We start from the raw sequence: 24238 nt of genomic DNA, 5'->3' as shown, positions 1-24238 counted from the left end.
CTTTGCGGACGTTTTGAGAATGTCGGAAAGAAACCGGAATAGAAAAGGATACGGTTATTTGACGGATATTCCGGATTTGTTTATCCCTTAAATAATTGCTGTATAATGAGATTTAATTGTATTTTTCTTTGTTTGCTCGTGTGGTGTTGCTTCTCTTGTTGTTCCGGGAAGCGTGCCGACCATGCTGCCGGAATCGATTCCTTGCAGTATTATGTCAACCCTATATCCGCCACTTCTTTGGGGCATCACGTCCTGTTTCATCGCGGTATGTATTATGGTATTTTTGGAGGACTGTCGAACATCTATTTGCGTGCAGCGGAAGATGTTACGCTGCTGAAGGATAAAGAACTCAAGAATATATGGAATTCCACCGATTCTTCTGTCAGAAACATTGATGATGCCGAATTACACTACATTGATTCAAAGTGGTATGTCTATTTCACGGGGAATGACAATAACCTGGATGACCGCTGTATCTATGTGCTGGAGAATGATTCGCCGGATCCGATGCAGGGCACATTCAAACTGAAAGGGCGTATTGAGACGGACAGGGAGAAGTCTGTGGCCATGTTCTCCACGGTGTTCCAGCAGGACGGCCGTTTGTATCTGGTGTGGTGCGGCTGGCCTTCCCGCAGGGTTTATGAGGAAAACCAGTGCATCTATATTGCCGAGATGGAGAACCCCTGGACCTTGTCTTCGGAGCGTGTGCTGATATCGAAACCGGAATATGAGTGGGAGTGCCAGTGGGTAGGTATCGACGGCAATCGCACCGCCTATCCTATTTATGTGAATGAGTGTCCGCAAGTGTTCAGGTCGCTCCGGCAGGACAAAATCCTGATTTATTATGCTGCCAGTGGCCGCTGGACGCCTTATTATTGCGAAGGCATGTTGCAGGCAGATGCTTCTGCCGACCTGCTCAACTCCGCTTCATGGAAGAAGTGTCCTGTTCCGGTGTTCGACCAGAATACGTCTGATAAACTTTATGGACCCAGTATCGTCTGCTTCATCCCTTCGCCCGACGAGACGGAATATTACTACCTTTATAATGTGCGCAAGGATCTGGAAGACATGTTTATCTCTCTTGACAAATACGAGGTCTGTATGCAGAAAGTGGAGTGGGACAAAGACGGCATTCCGGTATTGGGTTGTCCGTTGAGGCAGGACACCTTGCTGCGTAAACCCTCGGGGACACGGCGGACGACCGATTGAAATAGGGCAAAAGTCTCTCTTCGGATGCGGTAATTCGCTTTTTTCGGTCAGAAATTCTCCTTTTTCTCAGAAGAAATGTTCTTATTTTGCATCTGACAGTTGTGTATATCTCAGCTGTGAGTATGAATCTTTAAAATTTTATGGTATTGATGAAAAACATTTTATTGCTTTGGAGCCTGTTGCTCCTTTGTTCGTGGGCGGAAGCTGTTGCGCAAGATTTTCACCTTCAGCCCACTCCGCAGAGCTATGTGGGTAGTGAGGACTCTGTTTCGGTTCCTGCAAAGTATAGTTTACAGGTAGGAGCCGCTTTGCAGGAAAGTGCGGCGGAACAATTGCTGTGCAGCCTCTTTCCGGATGCAGTGGCATCTTCCGGCTTTTCTGTTTGTATCGGTGTGAAAGGCGACAAGTCCGTAAGGAAATACGCCGCACGCATCCCGAAGAAGCCCGAAGGCTATTATCTGAAGATAGACAAGGAAGGGATTGTGGTTGCCGGTGCCGACCGTAGAGGAGCCTTTTATGGAGTACAGACATTGGCGCAACTGCTTTCATTGCCCAAGTTGCCGTTGGCAGAGGTGACGGACTATCCCGATGTCCCTTATCGGGGTGTGGTAGAGGGGTTCTATGGGATTCCTTGGAGTCGGGAGGCACGTCTGTCCCAGCTCGACTTCTATGGGCGCAACAAGATGAATATCTATATTTACGGTCCTAAGGACGATCCCTATCACAGCTCGCCCAATTGGCGCAAACCCTATCCGGCACAGGAAGCCGAACAGTTGAAAGAACTGGTGGAACGTGCGCGGCAGAACGAAGTGCTTTTCTATTGGGCGATCCATCCGGGAAAGGATATCCGTTGGAATACGGAAGACCGTGAATTGCTGATGGAAAAGTTTGAAAGCATGTATCGTTTGGGAATAAGGGCCTTTGCCGTTTTCTTTGATGATATTTCCGGCGAAGGCACATCTGCCGAAAAGCAGGTGGAACTGTTGAACTACCTCCATCACAACTTTGTCAAGGCAAAGGGCGATGTGGCTCCATTGCTGATGTGTCCTACGGAGTACAATCGCCTGTGGACGAAACTGGAAGGCGGCTATCTCACGACCTTAGGCAACAAACTCCATTCGGACATCGGCATCTTGTGGACGGGCGACAAGGTAGTGGCGTGTATAGACAAGCCGACCATGCAATTCATCAACCCGTTGCTGAAACGCAAGGCATTCATCTGGTGGAACTTCCCTGTGTCCGACTACGTGCGCGACCGCCTTCTGCTGGGTGCTGTCTATGGCAACGGAACAGATATCAAGGACGATATCAGTGCGTTTATCTCCAACCCTATGGAACATGCCGAGGCGTCGAAGATTGCCCTTTTCAGTATAGCCGACTATGTCTGGAACATGAAAGCCTACGATAGCGACGCTTCGTGGCGAAGGGCTATTCGCGACCTGATGCCTCGTCATGCTGCCGCTCTTCAGACTTTTGCTTCACACAATTCCGATCTGGGCAAGAACGAACATGACTTCCGCCGCGAAGAGTCGGAACAGCTCCGTCCGGCCCTGAAGAACTTGCAGGATGCCTATTGCCGTGAAGGGAAGCTGGATGCTGCCGCGGCATCGGCTGTGAACGAAGAGTGCGAACACATGATTGCCGCCGCCAACCAGCTGCTTGCTGCCGATGAAAATCCGGCATTCATCCGGGAGATAACCCCTTGGCTGATGCAGTTCAAGCTACAGGGTGAATATGGCAGGGAAGTGTTGCGCATGCTGGCAGCGCAGTGCAGTGGAGACAAAACGAAATTCAAGAATGCTGCATCCCACGCCAAAGCCCTGCAGGTGTTGATGACGAAAATAGATACGACTTATAACCAAAACGGATACCAGCCGGGAGTGAAGACCGGAAGCTACTGTCTGCAACCGGCTTTCGACCTCTTGTATCAGGAGGCTGTCCGGCGGGATAGTGGGCGATAGCTCTTTCTGACGTCTGATTGCCCTGGGCTTTGTGTCCGATTCCCCTGGGGTTTTCCGGAACGTTGCCCCGCATTTGTCCGGAAAACCCCAGGGGATGTGGCAACAAATGCGGCGGCTTTTTATACATACTCCGGCTCTACGGTGTTGCAAACGGTGTCTCCGCAGGTTTCAGTTCTTTCAGTTATTCGCTAATAATCTGGTTTATAGAGCATTGTCCTGAAACTAAAGAATCTGAAAGAGGATTAAAGTTTCAGCCTTGTTTTGGTTTTTTTAGTTTCAGTCCAATGTTTTATTAATCAAATGATTAGACTAATCTTGAAAGACCTGAAAAGTGAAAAAGTAGTATGCGGGAATAGCAAGTGTTATGTATCCGGAAATTTGGAGTGGTTAAAGTTTACGTTTGTGTCGCTAAACCTTAGCTTTGTCATGCCAGACCTTAGCTTTGTCATGCTAAACCTTAGCTTTAATCAAGTTCTTCTACTACTACAAGATGTTTCACCATAAATATTTGCGTATTATACGATTAACGGATGGGTGAAAGATGTGAGGGATGAAATAGGGTATTTATCTTTTATTGTTATTTTAGTTCGGAGGAATGCATCATACCACATAAAGAAGTTATGAAAGGCTTCATTACATTACTTGTTATCCCTCATTACATTACTTGTTATCCCTCATTACATTACTTGTTATCCCTCATTACATTATTTGTTATCTCTCATTACATTACTTGTTATCTCTCATTACATTACTTGTTATCTCTCATTACATTATTTGTTATCTCTCATTACATTACTTGTTATGAATCGCTTCCCCTTGTAGCTTCGTTAACTTGTATACTGACACCTTATCAAAAATATGAGAGACTTGAGTTTTTGAATATAAACTATCCAAAACGTATAAATGGGCAGTTATTTGCCTTTTTTGAAGAGTATTTATCCTTTTTAGAATATTTTTGCAGGTAAGTTTGCAGCAAATAAATTTATGACGGTGTCGGGGAAAGATCCTCTTGCCTCGCATCTTTTTTAATTAAATTCTTAAATGTATTTGTATTATGAAAAAGCATGAAGCGCTTTTAGTAAGCACAATTCTGAACGGAAGATATCGCAGCAGGCGTTTTCTTCAGATGGTGGGAATAGTAGGACTGTTCTCATTCGGTTCGGTTCAGGGCTTACAGGCAGAAGCTGTAAATCCTCCGGTGAATGGAGTGGAAGTTGTACAACAGAAGAAGAATGTGACCGGATTGGTGAAAGACAAGACCGGCGAACCGGTCATTGGTGCCAATGTCATAGTGAAAGGTACTACGTCGGGGGTGATAACGGATATGGACGGACGGTTTACTATTCCTGCCAGTGCAGGACAGGTGATAGAAGTGTCGTTTATCGGTTTCAAAACCTATGCTTTTCCGGTAGACTCAAAATCGGATTACAACATCGTTTTGCAGGATGATGCCGAGTTGCTGGAAGAAGTGGTGGTTGTGGGATATGGTTCGCAGTTGAAGCGTTCGGTGACCGGTGCCATTTCTTCTGTGAAGTCCGAAGATCTTGAAGCGCCCAATGCGGTGAGTGCCGACAATCTGCTGCAAGGTAAGGTGGCTGGTCTTACCATTACGCAGAACTCTGCACAGCCCGGTTCGGGAATGAGTGTGAACATTCGTGGAAAACTTTCGCCCAATGGCTCCAACTCCCCGCTTTACGTTATCGATGGTGTGGTGATAAGTAGCACCGGTAACAAAGCTTCCAGCGGAGGTCCAAATTTGCCGAGCCTACATGACGGTTCCGACCGAAGCCCACTTGCTACGCTAAACCCTAATGACATTCTTTCCATCGACGTGATGAAAGATGCCAGTGCCGCTGCCATTTACGGTTCGTCTGCCGCTAATGGTGTGATTTTGATTACAACTAAGAAAGGACAAACTGGAAAGCCTCGTATTTCGTACAATGGTTCTTTTTCCGTACAAGGTATCAATAAATATTATGATGTGCTTGATGCTCAGGAATATATGACTAATGTCAATCTTTCCAGAATGGAGAATTTCCTTTATCGGGGCAATTTCTTTCCTTACGGAACAACGCCTGCTCCTACATCGGGATGGGCAGAAGCATTTACCGCTGAGGAGATACGTAATGCAAAGACTTACGATCATGTAGACGAGATTACGCGTACCGGTTTTATTCATAATCATAATGTGGCTATTAATGCCGGTTCGGAGAAGTTCAAGTTTTATGCTTCGTTTAACTATTACGACCAGAATTCTATTCTGAAAATAAGCGATTTACAACGTTTTAGTGGCCGTTTTAATTTTGAAGCCAGTTTTAATAAGTACGTTACTTTGAATGTGGCAAGTATGTATTCGCATTTGTCCTCAAACAATCCGTCATCAGGACATACACGAATGAACCGTAATGAAGCGGTACAGACCAATGCTGCCATTTTCTTTCCATCAAATATGCCACTATATGATGAGGAGGGAAAGTTGACTACTTCTATTTCTCCCCTGACACCGAACCCGGCTACTTGGTTTCATATCAAGAACCAGACGGTGACAAAACGTTTGATGTTTTCGCCCAATCTGGAAGTAAAATTCCTGCCGTGGCTCAAAGCAAATGTGCAATTGAGTGTGGACAAGACGGACGAGAATCGTGAGATTTTCGGTTCTACCAAGGGCAAACTGCCTGCACAGGTAGAAGATAACTATGGTGGTTTTTCCAATGCATTCAACGATAACTATGGTATTGAAGAGTATCTGACCTTCGACAAGGATATCGCTAACGGTCATCACTTGAATGCAGTTGTGGGTACGGGATATTACGTTACTACATCCAGATCTCACAACGTGATGGGATACAATTTTCCTACAGACGTGTATGAGAATAACAACATTGGTTCTACATCCGATCTTGAAAGAACCAATTTGGGCTCATGGAAGACCTGGCGTAACAAACTTTCTTTCTTCGGCCGTTTGAATTATACTTTCAAGAACCGCTATATCTTGGGAGTTACGCTCCGTAACGATGGTTCTTCCGTATTTGCCGACAATCACAAGTGGGGATGGTTCCCCGGTGCCTCTGCCGCATGGGTTATCTCTGAAGAGAAATTCATGAAAGACTTTGATGTCTTGAGTTTCCTGAAGTTGAGAGCCGGTTACGGTACATCGGGTAATGAAAGCATCTTGACCGGTGGTACTTATCCGCTGACTACGTATGGTAACGCATGGTCGGGAGATTATTACTATTTCGGTGGAGTTTATCATAAAGGTATTATTCAGAAAGAGCAGGGTAATCCTGATTTGAAGTGGGAAACGGACATTACGGTGAATGCCGGTATCGATTTTGGATTTTTCGATGACCGTCTGACCGGTAGTGTAGATTACTATGTGCGTACAGCCAAAGATTTGCTTAATTTTACTCCACTTCCTGTAACCGGTATGGTGGGTAATATAGCCAAAAATGTAGGTTCTACCCGAAGCAAGGGTATCGAAGTGGCATTGAAAGGTACTATCGTAGATAAAAAGGACTGGACATTGACAGCTTATGCCAACGTATCTCACAATCGTTCCAAATGGGTGGAACGTAATCCGGAAGTCGCCATCAGCCCTTGGTTGAAGGAGAAAGACGACCTGAGCCCGATTTATGGCTGGAAGACGAACGGTATCTTCCATTCTTTGGAAGAGGTACAAGCCTATACTTCTAATGGCAAAGTGCTTCAGCCAGATGCTAAACCTGGTAACTTGAGATATGTAGATATCAATGGTGACGGTGTGATGGATGACGGTGATATCGTGAAATTGGGTACTTGGGACCCGAAAGCCAACTTCGGTTTGGGTGCCAGTCTACGTTTCAGAAACTGGATGCTGGATATTGATACGTATGGCGTGTTGGGTAAAAAAGCATATGATTCTTGGAACTTTAGAGGCATTGGAGACGATAATACCAGTGTACGTGTGAAAGACGTATGGACTTCCTATAACCCTACCGGTTGGTATCCGGGTATTGCTGCAGATGTGACTGGCGGAAACAACAAGACCGGTACGCATGACTTTACACTAAAGAACGTACATTTCTGGCGTTTCAAGGATATCAAGCTGACTTATATGTTGCCTGAGAAATTCCTGAAGAGAAATAAGATTGCTTCGGATGCTTCTGTATTTGTAGATTTACAGAATACGCTGATGTTGACCAATTACGAGGGTCTAGACCCGGAAATGGAAATCAACTGTGCACCATTCCCCATTCCGTTTACGGTCGTATTGGGTGTTAACATTAATTTCTAAATTTAAATTTCAAGAAGAGATGAAAATGAAAAAAATAATCAGTTGGGCAGTCGCTTTATGCATGGGTGTGATATTTTACTCATGTGATTTGGACCAGAAGGTATTTTCGAGCCTGACAAATTCAAACTTCCCACAGACGGTGGAAGATATAGATGCATTAGTAATAGGTATGTATGCCAATTTCAAGGCTAATTCCGGTGGTGTGTATGATGGCTCTAACGATGGTTGGACCATGCCTATCTACGCATCTGGTGATGGTTGGTGGGCCTACTCAGAATTCACTTCGGATGAATTGGTGCACCAGAGTAACCAGATTTATAAATTCAATTGGTCCGGTGCATGGAATACTTACGGAACATACTCCATTAGCCGTAATATTACCCGTTGTACATTCATTCTAGATCAGCTGGAGAAAGTCGGCGGTTTGCCGGAAGCGGCAAAAGCACAGAAGATTGCCGAGGTAAAGACTTTGCGTGCTTGGTTGATGTTCTGCTTTTATGATTTGTATGGACCGGTATCGTGTGTACTTGAACCGGAGGGATTGAGCAACATTGTTTATACGCCGCGTCCTACGAAAGAAGTCTATTTCAATCGCATGGTAAGCGACTTGCAGGAGGCATTACCGTATCTTTATGACAAAACGAATGGTACGGAAAATTGGGGTCGCGTGAATAAAGGGATTGCCACTATGCTGCTGATGAAAGCATATATGAACGACCACCAGTATGACAAGGCGTTGCCTTATGCCGAGAGTATGAAGACGATGGGGTATACGCTTTCTGAAGACTATAAGGATGTTTTCTCCGATGAAATGAATGATGAAACAGTATGGGCTGTTCCGGGTGGAGAGCTTGCCGGAAATGAGTATGCTTATTATCTTTTCCCACCCAATTGCATCACTTTCGGCAAGAATTTCGAGCACAAAGCTTGTCCGACTCATCGTTGGGGAGGCTATCTGATGCCATGGGATTTCTATGACACGTATGACAAGGCGGATGCCCGTTTGGAAGTGATTGCTGATTCTTACAAGGATGCGAACGGTACACTTTATACTCGTCCCGGAGGAGGTGGTGCAAGTGATGACCGTATTCAGCAGGGCGCCATTCCGGTGAAATATTTGATGGCTCCGGAGAAGTATGCCAGTGGTAATATGCACATCGTGGCTTTCCGCTATGCGGACGTGCTTCTCTCCCTTGCCGAGATAGAGAACGAGCTGAACGGACCTACGGACAAGGCGTTGAACTACCTGAAACAGATTACCGACCGTGTAGGCGTTACACACACCATTCCGGCAGATATACAGACCAGCAAGGAGAAGTTCAGAGAATTCCTGTTGATGGAGAGAGGACGCGAACTCTTCATGGAAGGCTGGCGCCGTCAGGACCTGATACGTTTCGGCAAGTATATCGAGTTTGCCAAGAAGCGCGGATGTACGGCAGCCAAGGACCACATGGTCTTGTTCCCCATTCCGCCGAAGGTGATTACCGAATCGGATGGTGTGATCGAGCAGAATCCCGGATATTGATGAAACCAGATGATGACAGAGGATAAATAGCAAGTATCTCCTTCCGTATTCTGTTCTTTGAGAAAAGACGACGGAAGGAGGTCTGCTTTTTATATGCACTCTGTTTGGGGAAGATAAGGTAAAAAGTTTACAGTACGGATTCACTTGTTTGTTTTTTTATGGATATTATTAAAATATGGATATTAGATGGATTTTAGAATATTATTTTTAGGACTGTGTGCCTGGAGTGCTTTACCGGCTTTGGGTCAGAAGAGCAAGGTAGAGGAGATCCGCATCGGTGGCTACGTGGGCGGGCGTATCCATACGTGTATTGAGCATCGGGTGAAGTCGCAGGATGTGGAGCACTTGGTGGAACCTTTCCGACATCGTGAGGAGACAAGCCTCTGGCAGTCGGAGTTCTTTGGCAAATGGCTGTTGGGTGCCATCTCCTCTTATGAGTATTGCAAGGACCCGGCGCTGCTGGAACAGATAAAGAGCGGTGTACAGAGTTTCATGCAGACCCAGACTCCGGACGGCTACATCGGTAACTACAAGCCCGAAGCCCGGCTGACCAACTGGGACATCTGGGGCAGGAAATACTCGGCACTCGCCTTGGTGGCATACTATCGCCTGACTGGCGACCGGGCAGCCTTGAACGCCGCCATGCGTTCGGTGGATTACTTGATGGAACAGTTGCATGAACAGAATCTGGACATAGCCCGTACGGGCAACTACTTCGGTATGGCAAGCTGTTCCATACTGGAGCCGGTGGTCTATCTGTACGACATCACTCGTGAACAACGCTATCTCGACTTTGCCAAGGAGATCGTGACGGGCATCGAGCAGGAAGGCAGTTCGCAACTCATCACCAAAGCACTGCGAGACGTTCCTGTTTTCCAACGTTCGGCATATCCGGCTTCGTGGTGGTCGTTCGAGAACGGACAGAAAGCCTACGAGATGATGTCCTGCTACGAAGGGTTGGTGGAGCTGGGTCGCGTGCTGGACGATCCTCTTTATAAGGAAGCTGCCGAACGTACGGCTGAGAGCATCCGGCGAGACGAGATAAACATTGCCGGTTCGGGCGCAGCCTTCGAGTGTTGGTATGGCGGCAAGGAGAAGCAGACTCTTCCTGCCTATCATACGATGGAGACTTGCGTAACCTTCACCTACATGCAGTTCTGTAACCGCCTGTGGCGCGATACGGGCAATGCGCTTTACGTCGAGGAGTTTGAGCGGACGATGTACAACGCCTTGTTTGCCTCGATGAAGCACGATGGCGGACAGATTTCCAAATACAGCCCGCTGGAAGGACGCCGACAGCCGGGCGAGGAGCAATGCGGCATGCACATCAACTGCTGCAACGCCAATGGTCCCCGTGGGTTTGCCCTGATCCCGAAGATGGCGGTGGCTACGAGGGAAGACGGCATATTCCTCAACCTCTATGTGCCGATGGAAGTGCAGGTGAAGACGGGCAAGAAGAATACGGTAGCCCTGAAAGTAGAGACCGACTATCCCGTAAATGGAAAAGTGAACATCGGGGTGAATCCTCAGAAGGAGGAACGCTTCAAGCTGGCGCTACGCATACCCTCCTGCATAAACGGTGTGAGCGCCACTGTCAACGGACAAGTGCAGGAAGTGTTGCATCAGGGCGGTTACCTCTGTCTGGACCGCACGTGGAAGCATGGAGATGAAGTAGTGCTGGAATTCGGCATTCAGACTCAAGTGGTGAAAGACCACAACCATCAGGCTGTGGTGCGCGGACCGCTGGTGTTTGCCCGTGACAGCCGTTTCGGTGATGGCGATGTGGATGAGTGTGCCGTCATTCAGAGTGACGGGCAAGGCGTGGTGCAGGCTACGGTGCGAGAGAACGTACCCGGTTCCTTTGCCTGGATAACGCTGGAAGTCCCCACTGTGTTGGGTACCGATCTGGAAGATCCTGTTAACAAGACGGCGAAGCCCATCCGCTTCTGTGACTTTGCCTCTTCGGGTAATGACTGGGCACGGACAGGACGTTATCGGGTATGGATTCCGCAGACGCTGCATGTGATGACAGAACCCTACCGGAAGTATTGACAAAACCTTATGGAAGTATTGACAAAACCTTATGGAAGTATTGACAGAACTTTACCGGGAGTATTGACGAATAATTTATTATCTAATAAAGACCAAAGAGATGAATGACAATAAAATAAGCCTATATATCATGGTTCTGCTGGCTGCTCTCCTGACAGCATGTAGCGGAACCCCAAAAGAGATGAAGACAACTGATCCTCACATGTCGGTAAGTGAATATGCCATGTTGCATGAAGTGGTGAAGATAGGATTGGAAAACGTGGCTTCGGACGAGGAGGTGACCATAGACTTCGGAGACGGAATCGTGGAGACAGGCCGGAACAAAGTGTTCTTTACGCACGCTTATGCCCACGAAGGTGACTACACCCTCAAGGCACAGACGGCAACCGGAATCTCTCTGACAGCCGACATACACATCTGCAGCCTGCCGGCACTCAGCGTGGCGATGCAGCAGTTCAAGGATCCCTCTTACCGGAAAGTGTGGGTCATGGCACATCGGGCACATACGCACGACAAGACCATCCCCGAGAACTCTTTGCCTGCCATTGAGGCTGCCGTGGCTACCGGTGCCGAAATATTGGAGTGCGATGTCAGGCAGACCAAGGACGGCGTTCTCGTGATATGCCACGACGAGACCATCGACGCCACCACCACCGGACAGGGACGGATTGCCGACATGACCTACGACGAAATCTTGCAGTACAACCTGAAAGACCGTGCCGGAAACCCTACTGACGAGAAAATGCCTACGCTGGAAGCCTATCTGGTTGCTGTGCGCGGACGCGCCTATGTGGATATTGACAAGTGCACCGGACAAGGCATCTTCAAGGAAGTGGTGGACGTGGTACGCCGGACGGGTATGATGGAAGCCGTCTTTTTCTACAGCGGTGTGGAAGAAGGTACCCGCGAAGTGCTTGGTGTGACAGAAGATGCCAACATTTATCCTTGGGTAGGGGGGCACAAGTTGCTGGAGGAATTGCCGCGCACCTTCTTCGTACAGACAGCCTACTTCACCGAAGGCAGAAGTCCTTCTTTGGGCGATGCGGTGGAGATGGGAATGATTCCCTCCGTCTGCCTGTTGTGGGTGCTCGACCAGACTATACCTGAGTATGCGCTGGATGACAAGCAACTTGACGAGCTGTTTAATATATTCCCTACTACGCGGATGATTCAGACCGACGTGCCTGCCGAACTGATTGCCGCCTTGCAGAAGAAGGGATTGAGATAAATAACTCAAGTTTCGCAAGTTCAACTTGTCAACTACCCCCTTGTAGACTTGTCAACTGAACTCTTGTCAACTTGTCTACTGCCCCCTTATCAACTAAAAAGTTGAGCTTGCGAAACTCAAATAAAGATATATATGAAGAAAATACTGTTTGTATGTCTCGGATTTCTGTTCAGTGCTTCACTGGCGGCGCAAATGCCCGAAAGGAATGCCGAGAACCTGAAGAAATACAAAGAGATATGCAGGCAGCATATCTACAAGAACATGAAGGGCATGTACCGACAACCGGTCGGTGCACTGAAATATCCTTTTCTGGTGCCCGGTAGCGGACAGTACGCCAACCAGCTATGGGATTGGGATTCTTGGCTGAGCGACATCGCCCTGCGGCAGATTATTGTGGAACACGGCACCGATGCCGACCGCAAAGAATTGATCACTTACGAGAAAGGCTGTATCCTCAACTTCCTCAATTATGGTGGCGGTGACGGATGGATTCCCATCTGCATCTTCGACAACACGGAAGAGCGCTGGCAGTTACTACAGAAAATCAACCCCTGGAAGACGAACATGCACAAGCCCGTGTTGGCGCAGCATGCCGCCTTCGTAGTGAAGCAGACGGGCGGTGATGCCGAATGGTTGCGTGAAGGATTCTATAACTTGCAGACCTTCGTGGGAAAGTACCTCAACTACCATCGGCACAAAGCCACCGGGCTGCTCTATTGGGAGAACGATGAAATGATTGGGGTGGACAATGACCCCAGTACCTTCTACCGCCCTCAGGAAAGCTCAGGTTCCATCTTCCTCAATGCGTTGATGTACAGGGAACTGCTTGCCATGGCCTACCTGGCAACACAACTCCGCATGCCCGACCTGGAAAAACGCTTCACCCGTGAGGCTGAAGAGCTACAGGAGGCTATCCGCAAGCATTGCTGGGACCCTCGCGATGGTTTCTACTATAGTGTCGACCTCAACCTCCTTCCGGTAGAAAAGCCTGCTACACCGGGCTTCCATTATCACACCGGGCAGCCCCGTACCTATGACTGCCTGATACAGCGTTTTAGCGTATGGAGCGGCTTCATGGCGTTGTGGGCAGGAATTGCCACTTCCGACCAAGCACGCGAAATTGTGGAACGGCAATATCGTGATCCCCGTCTGTTCAATGCTGCGGCAGGCGTACGCTCGCTTTCTCCATTGGAGAAGATGTATGATGTGCGTGCCAGCGGCAATCCCTCTTCTTGGCAGGGACCGGTGTGGATATGCGTCAACTACTTCGTTTTCCGTGGACTGCTCCGCTACGGCTATACGGAGGATGCCCGGGAACTGGCAGAGAAGACCGTGTTGCTGCTGGGGCGCGACTATGAGCGCTTTGGTGCGCTGCACGAATACTACATGCCCGACAATGGCGAGCCTATCCTCAACAAGGGTTTCCAGAATTGGAACTTGCTGGTGCTGAACATGGCTGCCTGGCTGGATGGCAAAGAAACAGTGAATGAATTTTAATCTTTATAATAAGTATATGAAAAATCTATTACTCGCCTGCATCATGGCGGTCATTTCTCTTCCGGTTGCGGGAGGAAACAATAGGAAATCCCATTCGGGCACTGCTCCTCTGAAAGTGCTTTGCTTGGGAAACTCCATCACAAGGCATGAATATAAGGCCGATATTGAATGGTTCTCGGAGTGGGGCATGGCAGCTTCGAAAGAGGAGAACGACTATTGCCACCAGTTGCAGAAACTGCTTTGCACAACGCATCCCGGCACAGTGGTCACTCCGCTCAACATCGCTTACTGGGAGCGTAATCTGACGTGTGATATAGACTCGTTGATAGGCTCTGCCGTGCGTGGAAAGGACTTGGTTGTAATTCGTCTGGGTGAGAATGTACAGGATAAGGAAGCATTCCGAACGGGCATTCTTCGGTTGGTGGATTATTGTAAACAACGGGTAGGCAGGGTAGTCATTACCGGCTGTTTCTGGGAAGATGCCGAGAAAGAGCGTGCCCTCATTCAGGCGGCCCGTACCTACGACATCTCCTTCATCCCGCTCGATTGGATAGACCGTTTGTACGATTCGCGTCCCAAGGTGGGCGATACCCTCTATGATGTGAAGGGGAAACCCTACACCGTGACCAAAGAGTTTATTATTGCCCATCCCGACGACTGGGGCATGAGAAAGATAGCCGAGGCGATTTTCGATACCTTGCGTTGATGTTGCTCCTCTTTTTAAAGCTGATGTTTCCTCTTTTTTAAACTGATGTTTCCCCTTTTAAAATATGAATTTAGGATGAAGAATTTGAAAAATATATTGTGGCTCTGCCTGTTAGGGCTGTTGCTTGCCGCATTGCCCGCCACGGCCGGGCAGGTGGTGGTGTCCACCCCTTCCTTCTCTTTGGTGCTGGATGCTCCGGTGGGTGGCGAGTTGAAGTATTTGTATTACGGTAACAAGTTGTCGGCTGCTGATTTGCTGCAGATGGACGTGGCAAGCACCTGCCATCATGTCGCTTACCCTTCTTACGGAATCGGATGGCCCGGTGAGCCGGCTCTTCGGGTCAAGCATGCCGATGGAGTGATAGCCACCCGGCTTCATGTACAGGAGGTGGAGGTGCGGCAAGAACAGGATGCCGTGCTCACCCAGGTGAAACTGAAGGACCGTGTTTATCCTTTCTATGTCAATCTCTGCTACAAGGCGTATCGGGAGGTGGATGTGATTGAAACGTGGACTGAACTCAGTCATACGGAGAAGGCTCCGGTAATGTTGCTGCAATTTGCTTCGTCCTATCTCCCTCTCCGCAGGGGCGATGTATGGCTCTCCAGTCTCTATGGCGGTTGGGGAAACGAGGCACGATTGCTTCAAGAGCCCTTGAAGCCCGGCATCCGGTTGATAAAGAATACCGACGGGGTGCGTAATTCGCATACAGCCCATGCCGAAGTCATGTTCTCGCTGGACGGGAAACCTCAGGAGAACAATGGACGTACCATCGGTGCCGCTCTCTGCTATACCGGCGACTATAAGCTGAAAATCAATACGGACGATGGCGATTTTCACCACTTCTATGCCGGTATAGATGAGGAATGTGCTTCCTACAAGCTGAAAAAGGGCGAAGTATTCTGTACTCCCCCGTTGGCATTGACCTATTCGGAAGAGGGATTGGGCGGTGCCAGCCGCAATTTTCATAAATGGGGACGGAACTACAAGTTGGCAAATGGCAACAAACTTCGCAAGATATTGCTGAACAGTTGGGAAGGCGTCTACTTCGATATCAACCAAAAAGACATGGAGCAGATGATGGCGGACATCGCCTCGATGGGCGGCGAACTTTTCGTGATGGATGACGGATGGTTTGGCGACAAGCATCCGCGCGACATAGACAACGCCGGACTGGGCGACTGGGTGGTGAATCCAAAGAAACTGCCTGACGGTATTGCCGGATTGCTGCGAGATGCCGCCAAGCACCATATCGGCTTTGGTATCTGGATTGAACCCGAAATGACGAATACACGCAGCGAACTGTATGAGAAGCATCCCGACTGGGTGATGAAGGTGCCCAGACAGGACTTTATCACAGCACGTGGCGGTACGCAGGCGGTGCTCGACCTGACTAATCCCGCCGTGCAGGATTTCATTTTCTATACGGTAGATACCTTGCTGACCCGTTATCCGGCGATAGAATATATCAAATGGGATGCCAATATGCCGGTGCTGAATCACGGTTCTGTCCATTTGGGCAAGGACGAACAGAGCCATTTGAGCATTCTCTACCATCGGGGATTCGAAGAGGTGTGCCGACGCATCCGCGACAAATATCCTGACGTGACGATTCAGGCATGTGCTAGTGGAGGCGGCCGCGTCAATTACGGCTATTTGCCTTACTTCGATGAGTTCTGGACCAGCGACAACACAGATGCCCTGCAGCGTGTGTATATCCAGTGGGGGACTTCTTACTTCTTCCCTGCCATTGCTATGGGAGCGCATATCAGTGCCGCGCCCAACCATCAGACCCATCGTAGTGTGCCGCTGAAATATCGTATCGATGTGGCCATGAGCGGAAGGCTCGGCATGGAGATACAGCCCCGGAATATGTCGGACGAAGAGAAGGAACTTTGCCGCAAGGCGATTGCCGCTTACAAAGAGATCCGTCCGGTGGTGCAGTTCGGTGAACTCTATCGGTTGCTGTCGCCCTATGACGGCCAGGGAGTGGCTTCGCTGTTGTATGCCAGTGAGGATAAGTCGAAAGCGGTCTTCTACTGGTGGAAGCTGGAACAGTTTGTCAACCGGCAATTGCCGCGTGTCAGGATGGCAGGATTGGATGCCGGAAAGCAATATCGCATTCGTGAGTTGAATCGCATAGACAATGTTCCTCTCTCCTTTGAAGGAAAGGTGCTGAGCGGTTCTTTCCTGATGAGCCACGGGCTGGAGATTCCTGCGGAACATCGGGTGGATGCCGATAAAATGAATGATTATGCCAGTCGGATATTGTATTTAGAAGAGGTGAAACCTTAAAATTTAGAAATATGAAAGTAAAATATTGTGTAGTTATACTGCTTGTGTGCCTTCTGCAAGGCTGTTCTTCTGCAGGGAATGACAATAGAGAGATGGACCGTTTCGTCACCGGACTGATGGATCGTATGACGGTTCGGGAGAAACTGGGTCAGCTGAACCTGCCTTCCGGAGGAGACTTAGTGACGGGTACGGTGATGAACGGTGAACTGTCCGAGATGATACGGAAACAGGAAATTACAGGCTTCTTCAATGTGAAGGGAATACAGAAAATCAGAGAAATGCAACGCATTGCCGTAGAAGAGACCTGCTTGAAGATTCCCTTGATTGTAGGAGCTGATGTCATACATGGGTACGAGACCATATTCCCCATACCGCTTGCCATGTCGTGCAGCTGGGATACGGTTGCCATCCGGCGGATGGCGCGTGTGGCAGCTACCGAGGCGAGTGCCGATGGAATCTGCTGGAATTTCAGTCCGATGGTGGACATTTGTCGGGATGCCCGTTGGGGACGTATTGCCGAGGGCAATGGGGAAGACCCCTATCTGGGTGCTTTAATGACCAAGGCATACGTGCATGGCTACCAAGGCGATGCCATGAAGGCAAATAACGAAATACTTGCCTGCGTCAAGCACTTTGCACTGTATGGCGCCTCTGAGGCAGGACGTGACTATAACACAGTGGACATGAGCCGGCTGACCATGTACAACTACTACCTGGCTCCCTATAAGGCTGCCGTTGAGGCAGGCGTGGGAAGCGTGATGAGTTCATTCAACCTGGTAGATGGCATTCCGGCTACTGCCAACAAGTGGCTGTTGACCGATCTGCTGCGCAAGGAGTGGGGATTTGGTGGCATGGTGGTTACTGACTATTATTCCATCGGTGAGATGAAGACTTACGGTGTGGCAGACAAGAAGGAGGCTTCCGTGCTTGCACTGAAGGCGGGAACGGACATGGATATGGTTACTGCCGGTTTTCTGGATACTTTGGAATCGGCATTGGAGGAAGGACTTATTACAGAGGCCGATATAGACCGTGCCTGTCGCAGGGTACTTGAGACCAAATATAAGATGGGACTTTTTGACGATCCTTACAAATATTGCGACACGACACGTGCAGCCAAGGAAATCTTCACGCCCGAACACCGCAAGGAGGCGCGCGAGGTGGCTTCCGAGACCTTTGTGCTGATGAAGAACGAAGGAAACCTTCTTCCCCTCTCTACGGATAGCAAGAAGATTGCCCTCATAGGACCGATGGCAGATGCCCGTAACAACATGTGCGGCATGTGGAGCCTGACTTGTACGCCTTCCAACCACCGTTCCTTGCTCGACGGAATGCGTGACGCGATGGAGGGCAGGGGAGAGCTTCTTCATGCCAAAGGCAGCAACATCTATTATGATGAGGCTACGGAGAAAGGTGCTGTCGGCTTCCGTCCTTTGGAACGTGGTGACAACGAAAGGCTGCTGAGGGAAGCGCTGCAAGTGGCTGCCCGTGCCGATGTGATAGTGGCTGCGTTGGGTGAATGTGCGGATATGTCGGGTGAGTCGGCTTCGCGTACGGAACTGGAACTGCCGGATGCACAGCAAGCATTACTGAAAGAACTGGTGAAGACGGGAAAACCGGTCGTACTGTTGCTGTTTACGGGACGTCCGTTGGTACTGAATTGGGAAACGGCGCACGTTCCTGCCATACTGAATGTCTGGTTTGCAGGCAGCGAGGCGGGTGATGCCATTGCTGACGCCCTGTTTGGAAAGGTCGTGCCTTCCGGAAAGCTGACGACCAGTTTCCCCCGTGCCGTAGGACAGATGCCTTTGTACTATAACCATTTGAGTGCCAGCCGTCCTGACCCACAAGATGGAGTATTCAACCGTTACCAGAGCAACTACATAGACCAAAGCAACGAACCGCTCTATCCCTTCGGCTTTGGGTTGAGTTATACAACGTTTGAGTATGGCGACATACGGATTAGTTCGGAATGTCTTCCTAAAAACGGGGAGTTGACGGTAGCTGTAGAGGTCACCAACTCCGGTGCTTATGATGGTACGGAGATCGTGCAACTCTATCTGCATGACGTGATGGCGGAAGTGGCACGTCCTGTCAAGGAACTGAAAGCCTTCCGGCGCCTCTTCTTGAAGAAAGGGGAAAAGCAGGAAGTAGTGTTTACCTTGACAGAAGAGGATTTGAAATACTACCATTCGGATTTGCAATACGGGTATGATCCGGGTGAGTTTCAAGTGATGGTCGGTCCTAACAGCCGTGATGTGCAGATGGGGACGTTCAAAGCAGAATAGTTTTTTTAATTTGAAGATTATGTTTATATGAAGATGATAACTTTTTTCATTGCGCTGCTGTTGTCAGTGGCTATGCTATGTAGTAGTTGTTCCGTTACCGAAAACAAAGAAAAGACATCATTGGGCAATCCAGTTGTCAAGGTACCTACATTGCTTGATCAGACAAACTGGACAACGGACACGATTGCCAACGGAATCATTTACTACAATTTTGAGGCAAAAGATGAAGTATCAGATGCCTGCCAGATCGTGAATGTATTGGAACTTGATTTGACAAATCCTGACTATACGCTTGCCTTGCGCTATGTTCCGGAGTGTTCTACATTGTCCGAACTTGCCAAGTCCGCCGGGGCCATAGCCGGAATGAATGCAGGGTATGAGCAGGAAGCCATCTACTTGAAGGTGGACAATGCTGTGTTTTCGGAGGTGACATTGGCTCCTGACCATCTCCGTTTCTGGAAGCATGAGGGTGCTGTCTGTTGGAGCAACAATGAAGACATCGGAATATGGTTTGCCGGTAAAGACGGAGCGGACGCCATTGCATGTTATAAGGCGGATATACATCGGAATCTTATAGCCAGTGCCCCAATGTTGGTTGATAATTACGTGCCTTGCGGTGCCTCTTTTGTGGATGCCGCATATACTCCGGAACTACTGAACGAACTGGATTATGAAGATAAGAACCGCCATCAGGGAGTCAGACATCCCCGTACCGCCATTGCTTTGACGGAAGATCGAGATTTGTTGCTCATTACTGTCGACGGGCGCCGATTCGGTCAGGCGGAAGGCATGAACGCCAAAGAGTTGACCGGCTTTATCATGAAATACTTCCGTCCGCAATATGCGTTGAATATGGATGGCGGAGGTTCCACGACCATGTATGTCAAAGGAAGAGGGGATAGCGTTACGAATGTCGTGAATTATCCTACCGATAACGGAACCTTTGACCATCGTGGAGAGCGAAAAGTTTCTACCCATTTTCTGGTGATGCGAAAATAAGTATAGTAGTACTATTTGACGAACAGGACAATGAAAGAAAAGAAATATAGTTGGATCATTCTTTGTAGTTTTTGGGTATGCTTTTGTTTTCTCCAGCCCCTTCGGGCAGAGAAGCGTGTGAAACAGGGCGATGACATCGTTTCTGTCATTAGGCATGGTGTTCGGAACGACGGTTCTGTGATAGGCACTGAACTGAATGAGCTTGTCGTGAAAAGTTATGGGAAGACGTTGTATTTTCCTGCCGGTACTTATAACCTGTCGGAACCTATCGTCTTGCCCTATGACTATACGAAGAATGTAAATATTGTTTTTGACAAGAATGCATTGATAAAGACCGATTTGCCTCTGGAAGCATTGCTGAAGATCGGCTATTCGGAGATGTCGACGCCTGATGTTACCCATCGTCGTTTCTCTTATATTGAGGGAGGGATGTTCGACTGCTATAATGTGGAGAACGGAATCATGGTCAACGGATTGAAACAGCTGGTTTCCCTGAAAAGCATCAGTTTGTTTAAGGGGCGCAATACGCATATCCGTATCAGTGTTACGGATGATTTCAGAGGAACCGGTAGCAGTGACACCAAGATAGACAATGTGACCATACAGGGCATTTCGTCCAACGAAGAGGTGTATGGTATCTATATTGATGCAGCCTGCTGTGATTGCAAGATTTCCAATACCTTTATATATAGTACGAAGTATGGGCTTGTAACAAAGTCGGCAGGACATATCTTGAACAATCTACACATCCTTTCCATGCATACTACCGGTGGTCTGGACTTGGGAGTAAACGGTTTTCGCTCTACGGAAGGCATACGGGTAGAGGCAGATGGCTTTTTTATTTTCAACGAGGTGTATTACGACACGGTGGACCGTGGTATTGTCGTTGCCGCCGACAAGAATCCTACGCTGATATTGGACAAGAATATCTTCTATTCCTATTTACCGAATTTTGGGACTTCTTTCCTTTATCGGGATCATGAAGCGACGACTCCCTTTCAAGTGAAGATGTCAGGCTGCATCATAGAAGTCGCAAAGCAAGGCTATAGAATATTTGATGTCAGTCCCGAAGCCATACGGAAAGATGTGGAGGGGGATTTCTCGTTTATGAACTGTGGCGCGCGCAATGCTCACTTGCTGAGTCCTTTCGATTTTTCCTTGATGCAACGTATGAAGGGGAAAAAGGGAGATGTATTGTTGGTGCCGAAGCAGGACATGGCAGATTCACAGAGTATGGATAGTTCTCAATGGCATGTCTTGGGAGCTGTACTGGCTTCTCCATATCGAATCTGTTAAGGTTGGATTTGGCAAAGGATTGTATACTGGAACTGGATTTGTCATTTGCAGGCTCCGAACCGGAAATAAACAGCAAGATGATTAAGGGAGAGGATCAGTCATCTTTTCAGATAGGTTATGTGATTAAGGGGGAATATTGCATTCTCTTGTTGAGAACCTGTCATGGGATGCTTTCTCCTGTTGTCGGTGATGTGTTGGGAAGTAGTTATTTTTTATCGACTCCTTCTAAAGACAGATGTTATGGACCGGAAGATTATGGAATAGACCAAGAACAGATTGTTTTACTTTAATAGGTGTTATAGGAGGTATAAACGATAGGTAGCTTTAATATCTATCCGGTATTCTACTCATTTAATCAACGGAAAGAATTTTATATTCATACAAAGAATAACAGTGCGGAAAATTTCTATATTTGCTTCATGAAACTGAACGGTGAAGAATTACGGGAACCTAAATTCTCTCATTCCGATCAGGAAAAAGGTAGTAAACTTACATTGGAAATGGAAAAATAGAAATGATTATGAGAAAAAGAATCGCATTGTGTATCGCTGTGCTCCTGAGTGCCGGTGCGTATGCAGAAAAAAACGTCCGACATATATAAGAAAGGCTGGATAGACTTTAATAAGAACGGGGTGATGGACGTCTACGAAGACCCTTCGGCACCTTTGGAGGCAAGAGTGCAAGACCTGTTGTCGCAGATGACCATGGAAGAGAAGACTTGTCAGATGGCTACATTGTATGGTTCGGGGCGTGTACTGAAAGATTCCCTGCCTACCGCACAATGGAAGAATGAAATTTGGAAAGATGGTATCGCGAATATAGACGAGCAGGCAAACGGTTTGGGCAAATTCGGTTCTTCCTTGTCTTATCCTTACGTGAACAGCGTAGAGAACCGACAGACTATTCAGCGCTGGTTTGTCGAACAGACCCGCCTGGGCATACCGGTCGACTTTACGAACGAGGGTATCCGAGGGCTTTGCCATGATCGGGCTACGATGTTTCCTGCACAGTGCGGACAGGGAGCTACCTGGGATAAGAATCTGATCAGCGAAATAGCAAAGGTCACTGCCGAAGAGGCGAAAGCGTTGGGTTATACCAACATCTATTCTCCGATCTTGGACATAGCGCAAGATCCCCGTTGGGGGCGCGTAGTGGAGTGCTACGGTGAAGATCCTTTCCTGGTGGGAGAGCTGGGCAAGCAGATGATCAAGGGGCTACAGGCAGAAGGGCTTGTTGCCACTCCCAAACATTTTGCAGTCTATAGTATCCCGGTGGGAGGGCGTGATGCCGGTACCCGCACCGATCCCCATGTCGCACCGCGTGAGATGAGGACACTCTATCTGGAAACTTTTCGCAAAGCCTTCTGCGAAGCAGGGGCTTTGGGCGTCATGAGTTCGTACAATGATTATGATGGCGAGCCGATAACCGGAAGCTATCATTTCCTGACGGAGATCCTTTGTCACGAGTGGGGATTCAAAGGATATGTGGTTTCGGATAGTGAAGCTGTGGAGTTCCTCTATTCCAAACATCGTGTGACGGAGGATGCAGTGGACGGTGCCGCACAAGTGGTGAATGCTGGATTGAACGTACGTACTCACTTTACCTTGCCTGAAAAGTTTATTCTTCCGCTTCGCCAGGCAATCAACGAAGGAAAGGTTTCCGAACAAACCATCAACAGCCGTGTAGCGGATGTATTGCGTGTCAAGTTCATGATGGGCTTGTTCGATAATCCCTATAAAGGCGATGCGAAGAAGCCGGAAAAGGTGGTGCACAGCCAGGAGCATCAGGCGGTATCCATGAAAGCAGCGTTAGAGTCTATCGTCTTGCTGAAGAATGAGAATAACATCTTGCCGCTTTCCAAGAATACGAAGCGGATAGCCGTAATAGGTCCGAATGCGGCCGAGGTGGATAATCTGATTTGCCGTTATGGTCCTGCCCACGCTCCGATCAAGACGGTCTATCAGGGCATCAAGGAGTACCTGCCCGATGCGGATGTGCGCTATGCAAAAGGAGCTGACATTATAGACAAGTACTTCCCGGAAAGCGAACTCTACGACGTGCCTTTGGACAAGGACGAACAGGCAATGATAGATGAGGCGGTTGCCTTGGCCAAGGAATCGGATGTGGCCATTCTGGTGTTGGGAGGTAACGAGAAGACAGTGCGCGAGGAGTATTCCCGTACTAGTCTGGACCTGTGCGGCAGGCAGGAGAAATTGTTGCAGGCTGTCTATGCCACAGGGAAGCCCGTTGTCCTGGTGATGGTGGATGGACGTGCGGCTACGATCAATTGGGCCGAACGTTACATTCCGGGTATTGTGCATGCCTGGTTCCCAGGTGAATTTATGGGCGATGCAGTGGCAAAGGTTCTTTTCGGCGATTATAATCCGGGTGGAAAGCTTGCCGTGACTTTCCCTCGTTCGGTGAGACAGATTCCCTTTGCCTTCCCTTTCAAACCGGGATCTGACTCTAAGGGTCGTGTCCGTGTGACAGGAACCCTGTATCCTTTTGGCTATGGCTTGAGTTATACCACTTTTGCTTAAGCGACTTGAAGATAGATAATCCGGTGATTGGCGTGCAAGGTTCTGTGAAACTGAACTGCAAAGTAAAGAACACCGGTAAGGTGGCAGGTGATGAAGTGGTTCAACTGTATTTACACGACGAAGTAAGCTCCGTGACTACGTATGTGAAAGTGTTGCGTGGCTTCGAACGCGTACATCTGGAACCGGGAGAAGAAAAAACGGTTGATTTCACTCTTACCCCGCAGGAATTGGGCCTATGGAATAAAGACAATCATTTTGTGGTAGAACCGGGAATGTTTACTGTGATGGTGGGAAGTTCCTCACAGGATATCCGGCTGCAAGGAAAGTTTGAAGTGAAATAAGGTTGACTCCATCGGATAGCGAATAGGGAGT

General features: G+C 48.5%; 13 protein-coding genes and 1 pseudogene. All 14 read left to right on the top strand.

Features of this window, described 5'->3' with window-relative positions:
• Positions 1-105 precede the first annotated feature (105 nt).
• The 14 genes and pseudogenes from QZ323_RS05970 to QZ323_RS05905 all read left to right on the top strand — a co-directional run bounded on the left by QZ323_RS05970 (position 106) and on the right by QZ323_RS05905 (position 24207).
• Entirely contained in the window at positions 106-1209 is a 1104-nt protein-coding gene (locus QZ323_RS05970; RefSeq protein WP_294633639.1) for a glycoside hydrolase family 43 protein, read from the top strand.
• A gap of 149 nt (positions 1210-1358) precedes the next feature.
• Positions 1359-3170 carry a beta-N-acetylglucosaminidase domain-containing protein gene (locus tag QZ323_RS05965; RefSeq protein ID WP_294633637.1) on the top strand — a complete coding sequence of 604 codons (1812 nt, stop codon included), beginning with the start codon at positions 1359-1361 and terminating at the stop codon, positions 3168-3170.
• Between the two features lie 1054 nt (positions 3171-4224).
• The gene (locus QZ323_RS05960) at positions 4225-7443 is read left to right on the top strand and encodes a TonB-dependent receptor (protein ID WP_294633635.1); all 3219 of its coding nucleotides are present in this window, start codon (positions 4225-4227) and stop codon (positions 7441-7443) included.
• Between the two features lie 25 nt (positions 7444-7468).
• Complete coding sequence (locus QZ323_RS05955) at positions 7469-8968, top strand: RagB/SusD family nutrient uptake outer membrane protein (protein ID WP_294633633.1); 1500 nt, start codon at positions 7469-7471, stop codon at positions 8966-8968.
• Positions 8969-9154: 186 nt separating this feature from the next.
• Entirely contained in the window at positions 9155-11020 is a 1866-nt protein-coding gene (locus tag QZ323_RS05950) for a beta-L-arabinofuranosidase domain-containing protein (RefSeq protein WP_294633631.1), read from the top strand.
• A gap of 100 nt (positions 11021-11120) precedes the next feature.
• A complete protein-coding gene (locus QZ323_RS05945) occupies positions 11121-12248 on the top strand; it encodes a glycerophosphodiester phosphodiesterase family protein (RefSeq protein WP_294633629.1) in 1128 nt (375 codons plus the stop codon).
• A gap of 132 nt (positions 12249-12380) precedes the next feature.
• Positions 12381-13745 (top strand): trehalase family glycosidase, encoded by a 1365-nt coding sequence (locus QZ323_RS05940; RefSeq protein ID WP_294633628.1) that lies wholly within the window; start codon positions 12381-12383, stop codon positions 13743-13745.
• A gap of 16 nt (positions 13746-13761) precedes the next feature.
• Entirely contained in the window at positions 13762-14451 is a 690-nt protein-coding gene (locus tag QZ323_RS05935) for an SGNH/GDSL hydrolase family protein (RefSeq protein WP_294633625.1), read from the top strand.
• Positions 14452-14526: 75 nt separating this feature from the next.
• Complete coding sequence (locus QZ323_RS05930; protein WP_294633624.1) at positions 14527-16743, top strand: alpha-galactosidase; 2217 nt, start codon at positions 14527-14529, stop codon at positions 16741-16743.
• A gap of 11 nt (positions 16744-16754) precedes the next feature.
• Positions 16755-19031 carry a beta-glucosidase BglX gene (bglX, locus tag QZ323_RS05925; protein ID WP_294633622.1) on the top strand — a complete coding sequence of 759 codons (2277 nt, stop codon included), beginning with the start codon at positions 16755-16757 and terminating at the stop codon, positions 19029-19031.
• Between the two features lie 27 nt (positions 19032-19058).
• The gene (locus QZ323_RS05920) at positions 19059-20030 is read left to right on the top strand and encodes a phosphodiester glycosidase family protein (RefSeq protein WP_294633619.1); all 972 of its coding nucleotides are present in this window, start codon (positions 19059-19061) and stop codon (positions 20028-20030) included.
• A gap of 30 nt (positions 20031-20060) precedes the next feature.
• A complete protein-coding gene (locus tag QZ323_RS05915) occupies positions 20061-21326 on the top strand; it encodes a right-handed parallel beta-helix repeat-containing protein (RefSeq protein ID WP_294633616.1) in 1266 nt (421 codons plus the stop codon).
• 314 nt (positions 21327-21640) lie between these two features.
• Positions 21641-21838, top strand: a complete 198-nt coding sequence (locus tag QZ323_RS14445; RefSeq protein WP_363174847.1) for a glycoside hydrolase domain-containing protein — start codon at positions 21641-21643, stop codon at positions 21836-21838.
• Between the two features lie 8 nt (positions 21839-21846).
• Positions 21847-24207, top strand: a pseudogene (locus QZ323_RS05905) (glycoside hydrolase family 3 N-terminal domain-containing protein).
• Positions 24208-24238 lie beyond the last annotated feature (31 nt).

It is taken from the genome of uncultured Bacteroides sp. (genome assembly GCF_910585845.1).
Classification (GTDB): domain Bacteria; phylum Bacteroidota; class Bacteroidia; order Bacteroidales; family Bacteroidaceae; genus Bacteroides.
The sequence above is the reverse complement of the archived record's forward strand: the minus strand, read 5'-3'. Positions and strand labels throughout refer to the sequence as shown.